Origin of the sequence: Brevundimonas sp. G8, assembly GCF_902506205.1 — a bacterium.
Classification (GTDB): domain Bacteria; phylum Pseudomonadota; class Alphaproteobacteria; order Caulobacterales; family Caulobacteraceae; genus Brevundimonas.
The window spans coordinates 2585929-2598729 of the sequence record NZ_LR732816.1 but is presented as its reverse complement, the minus strand read 5'-3'; the positions used below and the strand labels follow the sequence as shown (position 1 = coordinate 2598729).

At 67.9% G+C, this 12801-nt stretch carries 9 protein-coding genes and 1 tRNA gene; 8 read left to right on the top strand and 2 right to left on the bottom strand.

Features of this window, described 5'->3' with window-relative positions:
* Positions 1–56 precede the first annotated feature (56 nt).
* The 3 genes from CHRYSEO8AT_RS12530 to CHRYSEO8AT_RS12520 are packed head-to-tail and all read left to right on the top strand — an operon-like array spanning position 57 to position 1947.
* The gene (locus CHRYSEO8AT_RS12530; RefSeq protein WP_159850501.1) at positions 57–530 is read left to right on the top strand and encodes a hypothetical protein; all 474 of its coding nucleotides are present in this window, start codon (positions 57–59) and stop codon (positions 528–530) included.
* The gene (gene tgt / locus CHRYSEO8AT_RS12525; RefSeq protein ID WP_159850499.1) at positions 531–1640 is read left to right on the top strand and encodes a tRNA guanosine(34) transglycosylase Tgt; all 1110 of its coding nucleotides are present in this window, start codon (positions 531–533) and stop codon (positions 1638–1640) included.
* A gap of 1 nt (position 1641) precedes the next feature.
* On the top strand, positions 1642–1947 hold the full coding sequence (locus CHRYSEO8AT_RS12520; protein WP_159850497.1) for a hypothetical protein: 306 nt from the start codon (positions 1642–1644) through the stop codon (positions 1945–1947).
* A 21-nt stretch (positions 1948–1968) separates the two neighbouring features.
* Here the strand turns inward: CHRYSEO8AT_RS12520 and CHRYSEO8AT_RS12515 are convergent, their stop codons facing one another.
* The gene (locus tag CHRYSEO8AT_RS12515) at positions 1969–2523 is read right to left on the bottom strand and encodes a hypothetical protein (protein WP_159850495.1); all 555 of its coding nucleotides are present in this window, start codon (positions 2521–2523) and stop codon (positions 1969–1971) included.
* 113 nt (positions 2524–2636) lie between these two features.
* On the opposite strand from CHRYSEO8AT_RS12515, the gene CHRYSEO8AT_RS12510 reads away from it, so the two are divergent.
* Positions 2637–5066: a PAS domain-containing protein gene (locus CHRYSEO8AT_RS12510; RefSeq protein WP_159850493.1), complete on the top strand. Its 2430-nt coding sequence runs from the start codon at positions 2637–2639 to the stop codon at positions 5064–5066.
* A 45-nt stretch (positions 5067–5111) separates the two neighbouring features.
* On the opposite strand, the gene CHRYSEO8AT_RS12505 is transcribed toward CHRYSEO8AT_RS12510, so the two are convergent.
* Positions 5112–5188: transfer RNA gene (locus tag CHRYSEO8AT_RS12505), tRNA-Lys, on the bottom strand.
* Positions 5189–5282: 94 nt separating this feature from the next.
* On the opposite strand from CHRYSEO8AT_RS12505, the gene CHRYSEO8AT_RS12500 reads away from it, so the two are divergent.
* The 4 genes from CHRYSEO8AT_RS12500 to CHRYSEO8AT_RS12485 all read left to right on the top strand — a co-directional run bounded on the left by CHRYSEO8AT_RS12500 (position 5283) and on the right by CHRYSEO8AT_RS12485 (position 12794).
* Positions 5283–6365, top strand: coding sequence for a CaiB/BaiF CoA-transferase family protein (locus CHRYSEO8AT_RS12500; RefSeq protein ID WP_159850491.1), 1083 nt, complete (start codon positions 5283–5285; stop codon positions 6363–6365).
* Between the two features lie 75 nt (positions 6366–6440).
* On the top strand, positions 6441–6707 hold the full coding sequence (locus tag CHRYSEO8AT_RS12495) for a hypothetical protein (RefSeq protein ID WP_159850489.1): 267 nt from the start codon (positions 6441–6443) through the stop codon (positions 6705–6707).
* A 46-nt stretch (positions 6708–6753) separates the two neighbouring features.
* Positions 6754–8547 (top strand): autotransporter assembly complex family protein, encoded by a 1794-nt coding sequence (locus tag CHRYSEO8AT_RS12490; protein WP_159850487.1) that lies wholly within the window; start codon positions 6754–6756, stop codon positions 8545–8547.
* Positions 8544–12794 carry a translocation/assembly module TamB domain-containing protein gene (locus CHRYSEO8AT_RS12485; protein WP_159850485.1) on the top strand — a complete coding sequence of 1417 codons (4251 nt, stop codon included), beginning with the start codon at positions 8544–8546 and terminating at the stop codon, positions 12792–12794. The genes CHRYSEO8AT_RS12490 and CHRYSEO8AT_RS12485 overlap by 4 nt, the downstream gene beginning before the upstream one ends.
* Positions 12795–12801: the final 7 nt, after the last annotated feature.

Below are 12801 nucleotides of genomic sequence, written 5' to 3'. Positions count from 1 at the left end.
GTCAATCGCCGCCGGAACGCCTAAATGCCGCCTCCTGACGAAAACGAGCGCGACCCGTGTCAACCGATGACCTCCCGCATGATCTTCAGGACGGCCTGACCGCCGTCGGCGAGGCCGCGCGCGATCTGCGCGACCCGTGGTGGATCTTCGGCGGGGCGGCGATGGCCCTTTATGGCCTGACCGACCTGCATGTGCCCGACATCGACATCCTGTGTTCCCCCCGCGACGCCCGCGCCCTGCTGGCCGCGCTGGACGGCGAGGTGGTGGCCGATCCGGGCGAAGGCCTGTTCCGCTCGGCCGTCTTCGGTCGTGCGCCAGACCAGCCGATCCTGGTCGAGGTCATGGCTGATCTGGAGACCCGCGACGGCGCCGAATGGCAGGCCGTCGGCTTTACTTCGCGGCGTCGGGTCTTCATCGACGACGTCCCGCTGTTCGTGCCCGACATCCGGGACCATATCGCCCTGTACCGCCTGTTCGGCCGCCCCAAGGATCTGGTGCGGGTCGAGCAGCTTGAACGACTGATCGCCTGAATGCCCTTCCCCTTCGACATTTCCGCCACCGAAGGCCGCGCCCGCACCGGGGTGCTGAAGACCGCGCGCGGCGACATCCGCACCCCCGCCTTCATGCCCGTCGGCACGGCCGCGACGGTCAAGGCGATGACGGTGGATCAGGTCAAGGCGACGGGCGCCGACATCCTGCTGGGCAACACCTATCACCTGATGCTGCGCCCCGGCCCCGAGCGGATGGAACGGCTGGGCGGGCTGCACAAATTCATGGGCTGGGACAAGCCGATCCTGACAGACAGCGGCGGCTTCCAGGTCATGTCCCTGGCCGGGATTTCGAAGGTCAAGGAGGAGGCCGTGACCTTCTCCAGCCACATCGACGGCTCCAAACACGTCCTAACGCCGGAACGGTCGATCGAGATCCAGGCCGACCGGATCGGCGCCGACATCTCGATGCAGCTGGACCAGTGCGTCGCCTATCCCGCCGAGAAGGATGCGGCCAAAAAGGCGATGGAGCTTTCGATCCGCTGGGGCGCCCGGTCCAAGGCCCGGTTCGGCGAGCGTGATACACAGGCCCTGTTCGGCATCCAGCAGGGTTCGACCTTCGAGGACCTGCGTCGCCAGTCGTCGGAGCAACTGCAAGAGATCGGCTTCGACGGCTACGCCATCGGCGGCCTGGCCGTGGGCGAAGGCCATCAGGCCATGTGCGAGGTGCTGGACTATGCGCCCGAATTCCTGCCCAAGCACCGCCCCCGTTATTTGATGGGGGTGGGCAAGCCGGTCGATCTGGTCGAGGCCGTGTATCGGGGCGTGGACATGTTCGACTGCGTTCTGCCGACCCGCGCCGGGCGTCACGGCCAGGCCTGGACCTGGGACGGCCCGCTGAACCTGAAGAACGCCCGCTTCGCCGAGGATCAGGACCCGCTGGACCCGACCATCGAAGGGCCATCATCCAGCTATTCGAAGGCCTATCTGCACCACCTGATCCGCGCCGACGAAATCCTCGGCAAGGTCCTGCTGAGCTGGCACAATATCGCCTTCTACCAGGCGCTGACGGCGGCCATGCGCGCCTCGATCTCGGAGGGCCGGTTCGAAGCCTTCCGCCGCGACTTCCACGCCCGCCACACGTCGAACTGACATGCGCATCGAGAAGTCAGGCTTCCACGCCTACAACACCTACCTTGAGGAGCCGCCCCGCGACGAGGGGAACGAGACGGCACTCCACCGCCACGTCATCATCATCGGTGGCGACAAATATGCGTTCTTCGCCCACTGGTCCGGCAAGTTCGCGCACAAGGGCGAGCGCATCTCGTTCGACTGGGACTGGGACAGAACCGGCGAGTTCAGGAACATCGACAAAGCGTCATTCGAAGCCTTCGCCAAGGACGGCACGGTCCACATAAGGGGCGACCGTCGCGACAGGCGACGCACCTTCGGCCGCTAAATCCGCCCGAGGCTCAGACCATCAATGCTGCGACCGCCCGGTCGGGCGGAACCAGCTCGGCGCCGCCGGCGGGGCGCAGTTCCTCTGCATCCCCATGCCCTTCAGAAAGGCGCGGCGCATCCGGCCGGACTGGATGGCGGACTGGACGTGGCGGCTGTGCTGCTCGGCGCCGCTCAGACGGCGAATCCAGCTGCGGCCGGGAATGAAGTCGGTCGTGGTGTCGCGGATGGCGTTCAGCGCCGCCTTCGCCGCCGCATCGGCGGCGCGCTCGCTAAGGAACGAGCCGTCCTGACGCGGCGGCTCGTCGGTGTCCGGCCCCAGGGCCTCGTCCAGCCGCGCCACCTCGGCGCCGATGGTGGTGCATTGGTTCAGGTTGCGCAGGTCGTAGGGATTGGCTTCGGCCTGCAACAAGACCGTCGGGATGGTCTGGCGACGCAGGTTGAAATCCTCCAGCGGCGCGGACGCCGCCGCCGCGAACCCCGCCCCCACCTGCTCTGCCCCACCGACGGCCGACCGCCCGGCGTTGCAACCCGATAGGGCGAGCAGGAGGACGGCGGACAGGAAAACAGGCTTCATGGGGCGGGCTTAAACCATGCCACGCCCTGCAATCAAAGCTTGGCTATTTAGCATATCGGTAACAAAGAATTCTCTGATCGATGCCATTCTGAGCGCCGTCGTTGGAGTCCCCCGTGCCCTATGTCGCCAAGAGCCTCGAAGCCCTGAACGCACCCGCAGGCCCGTTTCAGCGCCTTACGGAACTGGCGTGCCGGCTGTTCGATACGCCGACGGCCGTCGTCACCCTGATCACCGGCGCCAACGCCATGCTCTGGTGCAGCGACTGCACGATCGTCCAGACGACGCCGCGCGAAAAAACCTTGGGCGACCGCCTCGTGCAGCAGGGCGCGGGCGCCGTCATGGTGGTGGAGGACGGCCTGGCCGATCCCGTCGCCCGCAATCATTTCCTGGTCGACCCGCCCCACAATCTGCGTTTCTACGCCGGTGTGACGATCTGCGGACCGGACGGGCAGCCTATCGGCGCCTTCGGCGTGATGGACCGCCAGCCCCGCGCGCATCCATCGGACGCGGACATGGCCACGCTGAAGACGCTGGGCCGGATGGCCGAAGACATCATCGCCGCTCTGGACGTCAGCCGGATCAGTGAGGAGCGGTACGGCGCCCTGCAGATGGTCGAACAGATGGCCGAAGTCGGAAATTGGCGACTGGATCTAGCCAGCGGCGCCGTTCACTGGTCGGACGCGGTGTTTCGCATTCACGGGCTCGACCGTGACAGCTTCGATCCTCACCTCGACAACGCCGTCGATTTTTACCATCCCGAAGATCGCGCCGAATTGCTGGCCGCCATCGAGAACACCGCAGCGACGGGCGAAGGCTGTGATCGCCGCCTTCGGCTGATCCGCGCGGACGGCGAAGAGCGGACTGTCCTGACCCAGGCACGGGCTGAGCGCGACGATGCGGGCGTCGTGAGCGCGCTCTATGGCGTCTTCCAGGACATCACCGACCAACAGAACCAGATCGCCCAGGCCAAGCGTAACGAGGCGCGCTATCGGCTGCTGGCCGACAATATCGGCGACGTCATCACCCGCATCCGCCCTGACGGCAGCAGCAAATACATCTCGCCGGCCATCGAGGCTCTCCTGGGCTGGACATACGAGGAGATGAGCGGCACGGCGCTGGACTATATCCACCCCGACGATCAGGAGCGGGTGGCCCGGTCGGTGCTGGAAACCATGCACACCGGCAAGCAATGCCGGTTGGAACACCGCGCGGTCCACCGCGACGGCTCCACCGTCTGGGTCGAATGCACCTTCCGCGCATTGGCCGCGAAGCCGGGTGAACCTTCGGAAGCCGTCGCCGTCATCCGCGACATGACCGACCGCAAGGTTCTGGCCGACGAACTGCTGGAAGCCAGGGATCGCGCCGAGGCGGCGGCGGCGGCCAAGAGCGAGTTCCTGGCCAACATGAGCCATGAGCTGCGCACACCCCTGACCAGCGTTATCGGTTTTTCCAACCTGCTGAAGGCCAGCCAGGCCCTGCCTGACGAGGAACGCGGCTATGTCGCACGGATCGCCACCGCCAGCGAGGCGCTGTTGTCGGTAATCAACGACGTGCTGGATTATTCCAAGTTGGAGGCCGGCGCAATCGAGCTGGAGCCCCAGCCGTTCGATCCGGTCGCCCTGGCGCGGGAGACGGCCCAGATGATGGAGGCGCAATGCCTCGCCAAGGGCTTGTCGCTCCAGGTCGAGCTGGCGCCGGACCTGCCGTCGTGCCTGATGGGCGACGAGGCGCGGTTGCGGCAGATTCTGCTGAACCTGCTGGGCAACGCCGTGAAGTTTACCTCCAAGGGCTCGGTGGGCCTGTCGCTGGGCGGCGATCAGGGCGATGACGGCGTGTGGCGGTTGACGGCGGCGGTGACGGACACGGGCATCGGCATGAGCCCGGAAAACGTGGCCCATCTGTTCGAACGCTTCTCGCAGGCGGACCGCTCGACGACGCGGCTGTATGGCGGCACGGGCCTGGGACTGGCGATCTCGCGCAGGCTGGCGCGGGCGATGGGCGGCGATATCCTGGTTTCCAGCCAGCCGGGCCAGGGCTCGACCTTCCATCTGACGGCTCCCCTCCTGATCGCGGATGGGGAGACGCAGACGGAAAGCTCGCAACTCTCCGCCATGCCCGAAGGTCGGATCCTGGTGGCGGACGATTCGCCGGCCAACCGCGAGCTGATCAATGTCATCCTCAGCGGCCTGGGACTTGAGGTGACGACCGCCTGTGATGGCGCCGAGGCCGTTCATGCGGTTCAGTCCAAGACCTACGACGTGGTCCTGATGGACATGCAGATGCCGGTCATGGACGGGCTGACGGCGACGCGGGAGATCAGGCGCCTGGAACAGGGAACCGGCCGTCGCCTCGCGATCATCGCCCTGTCCGCCAACGTCCAGCCGGACCAGATCGCCCTGTGCCGCGAGGCCGGCATGGACGATCACCTGGCCAAGCCGCTGCAACTGCCCGCCCTGGTCGCGGCCCTGTCGAAACATCTCGCGGCGGCCGAGGTCGGCGCCAAAGCCGATCCGGCCGGGGCGATGCGCGATTCCCTGAACTGACGTCCGGCTCCAGACAGCAAAAAGCCCGCCGAAGCGGGCTTTAAATGGTACGCCCTCTCGGGCTCGAACCGAGGACCCTCTGATTAAAAGTCAGATGCTCTAACCAACTGAGCTAAGGGCGCACCGCGCGACGTCCGGGCTGGCCCGAGCCGTCGAAGGGCGCCTTCTGTTGTAATCCGGCCTTCCGGTCAAGACCCGGTCTGCTACTCATGTGGCATGCAACCGTTAAATGGCGTCCGTATCATCGAATTCGACGGCCTGGGGCCGGTCACCTTCGCCGGGATGATGCTGGCGGACCTGGGGGCGGAGGTGGTGCGGTTGACGCGCGACGCCTCGGCAGGGGCTGCGGTGTTCGACGAGGTGGGCGGTGCGGTGCTGCATCGGGGGCGGATCGCCGTGCCGGTCGATCTGAAATCGCCTGACGATCGCGAGCGTATTCTGACGCTGATCGATGGGGCGGATGCCGTGATCGAAGGGTTCAGGCCCGGCGTGATGGAGCGGCTGGGCTATGGGCCGGAGTTGTTGCAGGCGAGGAAGCCCGCACTGGTGTTCGGTCGAGTGACGGGCTGGGGCCAGACGGGACCGCTGGCGAATGCGGTGGGGCATGACCTGAATTACATCGGACTGTCCGGCGTGCTGCACGCCATGGGCGAGGCGGATCGTCCGCCCTCCCCGCCGCTGAACCTGGTTGGAGACTATGGCGGCGGGGCCATGCTGCTGGTGGTCGGCGTGCTGGCGACGCTGGTGGAGGCCAGGACCACCGGGCGGGGTCGCGTGGTGGATGCGGCAATGACCGACGGCGCGGCCCTGCTGGGCGGACTGTTCCAGGCGCTGCGCGGTCAGGGGATGTGGAGCGAGCGGCGCGGGGCCAATCTGCTGGACGGGGGCGCACCCTTCTATCGCTGCTACGCCTGTCGCGACGGCGGCTTCGTGGCGGTGGCGGCGCTGGAGCCGCGCTTCTATGCCGCCCTGCTAGCCGGGCTGGATATCGATCCGGGCGAGGCGGTTCAGTATGATATCACCGCCTGGTCAACCTTGCAGGGCCGGTTCTCCGCTCTGTTCGCGACGCGCGACCGCGACGACTGGAGCGCCCATTTCGCTGGAACCGAGGCCTGTGTCACGCCGGTGCTCAGCCTGGCCGAGGCGCCCGACCATCCGCACAATCAGGCCAGAGGGACGTTTCAGGACGGCCTGCCGCGACCGGCGCCTCTGTTCGACGGCAAGGCGGCGGAGCCCGGCCCCAAGTCTGAGCTGACGCTGAAGCAAATGGTCACAAAATGGTCCGATCACGCGGGATGACCGGCGGAGTTTTCAGCGCTAAGGGAACGGCTTAGCGCCACAGGCGTTGCATCGGCGAAGACCCGGGGACTTTCCATGACACGCTCGACATTCGTTCTGGCCGCCGCTGCGTTGAGCGTGCTTGCGCTCTCGGCCTGCGACGATCGGCCGTCGCGGTCGGACGACGATTATCGTGAGATGCCGGTCGAGACGGCGCCGCCTCCCGTCAAGGAAGAAGTCCCCCCGCCTCCGCCTGAGGTGCATGACACGACCCCCACGCCCCCGCCGTCCAGCAGCCTTCCGCCCGATGAACGCACGTCGGAACAGACGGTCCAACCCGAGAGCGAGACCCTGTTCTACTAAGAGGGTCAGGTTTGCCGGGGGGCGTAGTTTTGACGAGAGATCGAGTTTGACGTTCAGGCCTAACCTGCTGGTCGCGACCCTTGCGGCCTTTTCGGCCTGCGCCCATGCGGCGGCGGCGGACCCCCGCGCCCAGATCCGGGGCGACATGGACGCCGAACTGCGCCGCATGCTGGAGCGGGCCGTGGGCGAGGTCGATGGGACGCCGGCCAGCCGGTTCGAGGCCCGCCGTCGTGCCGAAAGCGCAGTGACCTCGGCCACCGCCCTGCTGCGCTCGGAAGCCTATTACCAGCCGGTCGTGGAAGACATCGTCGAGGGCGAGGAGACCCCGATCGCCATCGTCTCGGTCCAACCGGGTCGCCGCTTCCTGCTGACCGATCCGACCATTCAGTGGGTCGACCCCGCGCCCGAAGCCGAGGCGGCGGACAAGGCCAAGACCGCCATCGCCCTGAAGGCCGGCGATCCCGGCCGCGCGGTGGATGTCATCTCGGGCGAAGGACGGTTGGTCGCGGCCCTGGTGCGCGACGGCTACGCCGACGCCAAGGCCAATCCGCGCCGGGTCGTGGTGGACCATGCCGCCTTCACCGTCGCGCCGGAATATCGCATTGATTCGGGCGCTCTGGTGCGGCTGGACGGCGTTCGCCTGTCCACGCGCGGTCGGACCAATCCCGACTGGGTCGCGGGCCTGGCGCCCTGGAAAGAAGGCGACCGCTTCGACCCCGATCAGGTCGCCGAGTTGGAGCGCCGGCTGCTGGACACCGGCGTCTATGACGGCATCGGCGTGGCCCTGTCGCCCCAGGATCAGATTACGGCAGACGGCCTGCGTCCCGTGATCGTCAGCCTGCAAGACCGGCCGCGCCGCGTGCTGGAAGCGGGCGCCACCTGGTCCACGGCCGAAGGCGCCGGGGTGGACGTGATCCAGACGCGCTACAACCGGTTCGGACGGGCCGACACCCTGCGGCTGGAAGCGCGGCTGGCGGACATCGACAGCCGGATCGGCGCCGACCTGTCCCTGCCCCATTGGCGCCGGCCCGGCCGGACGCTGAAGCTGGGCGCGGCGGTGGTTAACGAGGATACCGACGCCTATCTGCGCACCGCCCTAGTCCTCTATGCCGACCTGCAGCAGCGGATCGGCAAGACCTCCTATTTCAACTACGGCATCGGGCTGGATGCGGGGCGCTACAGCGAGACGCGCTACGACTTCACCACCCTGCCCCCACAACGCGTAACCTTCGACCGCGACCTGGCGATCATCACCGCGCGGACCAGCGCCTATATCGATCATTCCAACGATCCGCTGAACCCGACCAAGGGCTGGCGCGTCAATCTGGCGGTGCAGCCGACGGCGGTGACGGGTGAGAGCAACATCTTGTTCCTGCGCACCGAAACGCAAGGGACGGCCTATTTCCCGGTGGCCGGTGACCGCACCATTCTGGCTGGACGCATGAAGATCGGGTCCATCGTCGGCGGCAGCGAGCTGAACGTGCCGGCGGACCGCCTGTTCTATTCCGGCGGCGGCGGGTCGGTGCGAGGCTACTCCTATCAGGGCGTCAATCCGCAGCTACCGGACGGAACGCCGCGTGGGGGTCTGTCGCTGTTCGAGACCTCGTTCGAGGTGCGCCAGTCGATCGGCCAGAGCTTCCAGGCCGTCGCCTTCGTGGACGCCGGCTCGGTGGGCTTTCAGGAGACGCCGAACCTGACCAACATGCGCTACGGTGCGGGCGTGGGCGTGCGCTACATGCTGCCGTTCGGGCCGATCCGGGCGGACGTGGCGATGCCCCTGAACAAGAGTGAAGGCGACTCGGCCTTCCAGATCTACATCAGCATCGGGCAGGCGTTTTGACCGACACACCGCCTGAAGCCACGCCGCCCGAAACCACGTCGCAAGAGACGACGCCGACCAAGGCCGCGCGGCCCGCAAAACCGCGTCGTGGGCTGGTCAAACGCATCGCCCTGATCGCGGGCGCGATCCTCGCGGGTCTGCTGGTGCTGATCGCCGCCGCTCTGGTGGGCGGGCGCTACTACATCGCCTCGGACGGCGGTCGCGAGATGGTGCTGCAACGGCTGCAGGACCTGAAGATAAGCCGCTATGGTCGGCTGAAGGTCTATGGGCTTAAGGGCGATCTGCTGAGTGATTTCAGCATCGACCGCATCACCCTGGCCGATAGCCAAGGGGTCTGGCTGGAGGCGAACAACCTCAGCATGGATTGGTCCTATCTGGCGCTGGTGGGTCGCAGCTTCCACGCCAACGACATCAAGGCCGAGACCGTCCGCGTCCTGCGCCGGCCCGTGGTCGAACCGCCCAGCGGCGAACCGCCCAGCCCGCAGCCGATCTCGGTTCGGATCGACAAGTTCTCGGCCAATATCGAACTGATGGAAGGCTTCTCCAAAGAGTACGGCCGCTGGAGCCTGTCGGGCGACGCCAGCCTGCCGCGCACCGGGGCAAAGAGTGCGACCGTCAACGCCGACAGCCTGAACCGGCCCGGCGACTATCTGCGCCTGGCCGCGACCTTCGGCGGCAAGCTGGAAGACACGCGCCTGAACCTGCGCGCCAATGAGGTGCAGGGCGGGCCGCTGGCTGGCGCCTTGGGCTATTCGCCCGACCAGCCGTTCTCGGCGGTCGCGGTGCTGAACGCCGATGTCGTCAACGCCCGCGTCCAAACGGGGCAATTCGTCCCCCTGATCGTCCAAGGCCATTTCGGCGACAAGGGATCACGCGTCGCGGGCTTCGCCGACTTCAGCGGCTCGGACCTGCTGGAACCGTTCGTCACCCGCATCGGCCGCACAGCGCGGTTTGGCTTCGCCATGGTTCCGACGCCTGACAAGGCCAGCCAGGGCGTGGCTTGGAAGCTGATCTCCGACAACGTCCAGTCCGAAGCGCGCGGACTGATCCGCAACTCGGATCGGAGTTCGCCGGATGGGATCACCTTGAACATCCAGACCGCGTCGCTGAGCCGACTGGTGGGGTCCGACGTCGCCGGGCCGGCCGCCTATTCCGGCCTGTTCAAGGGCGACGCCCAGACCTGGAGCCTGAACGGTCAGGCCACGTTGCTGAACGCCAACCTCGCCAGCTATCGCGCGACCCGTATCGCCGGGCCGCTGAACGTCGCTGTCAAGAACGGCCGCATGGACTTCGACGGCGACATCCGCGCCAACGGCGGGTCGGGTGAAGGCATCATCGGCGGCCTGCTGGGTTCGGCGCCGCGCGTGCAGATGCAGGCGGCGCGGATGAAGGACGGCGCCATACTGCTGGAGAAGGTCGATCTTCAGGGCCAGGGCCTGACGCTGAACGGATCGGGCTCGCGCAACCTGCTGGGCGGGATGAGCTTCCGCGGGACCGCGCAACTGACCGACGCCTCGCGCGTGCTGCCCGAGGCGCGCGGCGCCTTCGGCGGGCCAATCCGGGCGTCGTCTGCGCGGACAGGCGCCCCCTGGGTGCTGAACTTCGACGGGCGGGGCCGGAACCTGACCATCGGCATGGCCGAGCTGGATCGCCTGCTGGGCAAGACGCCCCGCCTGCAACTGGCCGGCCAGTTGAACGGCGGCCGGATCGAGATCGAGCGCGGCGAACTGACCGGCGCGGCCGGTCGCGCAGGCGCCAAGGGCATCATCGAGACGGCGGGCGATCTGAGGCTGGCGCTGGACTGGAACGCGCGGGGGCCGTTCGCGGCCGGGCCGGTCGAGATCGGCGGCGACATGAACGGACGCGGCGCACTGACCGGCACCCTGTCCCAGCCGCGCGTCGATCTGACCGCCGGCTTCCAGCAGGTGACGGCCGGCGCGCTGACGCTGAATAATGCAGACCTGACGCTGAGCTTCCGCAAGGGCGCGGACGCTTCGGACGGCCGGATCACGGTCGTCAGCGGCTCGAACTATGGCCCCGCACGCGCCTCGGGCAACTTCTTCCTGGGCGGCAAGCGCATCCGTCTGAGTGATCTGGACGTGGATGCAGGCGGCGTGACGGCCAAGGGCGCCGTCGCCCTGTCGGACAATATCCCGTCCAGCGCGGACCTGACGTTCACGGCGCGCGCCGGGGCCTTCCTGGCCTCGGGCGAGGCCAATGGGCGGGTCCGGCTGACGGACAGCGGCGGATCGGACAGCGCCATCCTGGACGTCAGCGGGCGCAATGTGCGGCTGGCGGGCCAGAGCTGGATCATCCGTACCCTGGACCTGGACGGACGCGGCACGCTGAACAACCTGCCCTTCACCCTGGCGCTGGACGTGGGCGGGCCGACGCCGGCCCAGTTCAACGGCACGGGCGTCTATTCGCGCCAGAACGAGACGCACGGCCTGACGCTGCGCGGCGGCGGTCGGGTGCGCGAGGTGGCCTTCACGACCCGTAGCCCGGCCTCGATCACCCTGAACGGCGCGAACCGCACGGCCCATCTGGACCTGGGCGTCGGCGGCGGCGTGCTGCTGGCCGACCTGCGCCAGGATGCGCGCACAGTCGCGGTCCAAGCCGACCTGACGCAGGTGGACCTGGGGTCGATCTCGCCGGAACTGCGGGGCAGCGTGACGGGCCAGGTGGCCATGCGCGGCGCTGGAAGCGACCTGTCGGGAACGGCGAACGTCGCCCTGCAGAACGTGCGCAGTATCGATGCGCCGCGCGGCCTGGCCGTGGACGGACGGGTGGACGCCACCCTGGCTGGCGACCGGCTGACCATCAAGGCGACGGCCGTGGACGAGGGGGCGGTTCAAGCCTCGGCCGATGTGGTCCTGCCGGTCGAGGCCTCGGCCGCGCCGCTGCGCCTGGCTATCGCCCGGACCCGCGAGATGTCGGGCCGGGTGTCGATCAACGGCCAGATCCAGCCGATCTGGGACCTGTTCCTGGGCGGCGAACGCAGCCTGGCGGGTCAAGTCAACGGTCAGGCGACCCTCGCCGGCACCCTGAACGCGCCGCGCCTGAACGGCCGGTTCGACCTGAGCCAGGGCAGCTATCGCGAGAATGCGGTGGGGCTGGTGCTGGGCGACATGACCCTGCGGACCCGGTTCGACGACACGACCGCGCAAATCGAGACCTTCACGGCCAACGACGGGTCGGGCGGCACGGTGTCCGGCCAGGGCCGCATCGGCCTGCGCCAGGGATCGGGATCGAATGCGCAGCTCACGCTGAGCCGCTTCCGCGTCATCGACAACGATATCGCCGAGGCGCGGGCTTCGGGCCCGATCACCATCGTTCGAGGTGCGGACGGCAATATCCAGTTGGGCGGCCGGATCGACATCGACGAGGCCAAGATCGAGCCGGAATTGCCCGGCGCCACCGGCATCGTTTCCATGGACGTGGTCGAGATCAACCGACCCGGCGGCGACCCCGTCGAGACCGAGCAGAAGGCGCGCGGCCCGCAGATCGGCATGGACATCGCCCTGCGGTCGACCGGCGGCAAGGTGCGGGTCAACGGGCGTGGTCTGAACGTGGTGCTGGACGTCAATGCGCGGGTGCGCGGTACGATCGCCCAGCCGCAACTGACCGGCACGGCCAATGTGGTGCGTGGCGACTATGAGTTCGCGGGCAAGCGGTTCGTGTTCGACGACACCGGACGCGTGACCCTGTCCACCGATCCGAAGCAGATCCGGCTGAACCTGGCGGCGACGCGCGAGGATGCGGCCCTGACCGCCTCCATCAACGTGACGGGCACGGCGGCCGAGCCGAAGATCGCCCTGACTTCGACCCCCTCCCTGCCCCAGGACGAAATCCTGTCGCAGGTGCTGTTCGGGCGGTCGGCGTCGCAGCTTTCTGCCTTCGAGGCGGCGCAGCTGGCGGCCGGGGTTGCGGCCCTGGCGGGCGGCGGCGGGTTCGACGTGATCGGCAACCTGCGAGAACTGGCGGGCCTGGACCGGCTGTCCTTCGGCGGCGACGCCTCGGCGGTCACGGTCGCGGGCGGGCGCTACATCACCGACGACGTCTATCTGGAGGTCATCGGCGGCGGTCAGAACGGCGCGGCGGTCAAGGTCGAGTGGCAGCCCCGGCGCAACATCGCCGTGGCCTCGCAGTTCGGCGGTCAGGGCGACACCAGCCTGTCCATCCGCTGGCGCCACGAAAGCCGCGAAGCGGGCGACCGTCGTCCGAACCGGGGCCGTCGCACCCGCTAGGGCGCGG

Excerpts from the sequence above, each read along its gene's own strand:
- CHRYSEO8AT_RS12515 (WP_159850495.1), bottom strand. The coding sequence starts at position 2,523 with ATGAAGCCTGTTTTCCTGTCCGCCGTCCTCCTGCTCGCCCTATCGGGT.
- tgt (WP_159850499.1), top strand. The coding sequence starts at position 531 with ATGCCCTTCCCCTTCGACATTTCCGCCACCGAAGGCCGCGCCCGCACC.
- CHRYSEO8AT_RS12520 (WP_159850497.1), top strand. The coding sequence starts at position 1,642 with ATGCGCATCGAGAAGTCAGGCTTCCACGCCTACAACACCTACCTTGAG.
- CHRYSEO8AT_RS12500 (WP_159850491.1), top strand. The coding sequence starts at position 5,283 with ATGCAACCGTTAAATGGCGTCCGTATCATCGAATTCGACGGCCTGGGG.
- CHRYSEO8AT_RS12495 (WP_159850489.1), top strand. The coding sequence starts at position 6,441 with ATGACACGCTCGACATTCGTTCTGGCCGCCGCTGCGTTGAGCGTGCTT.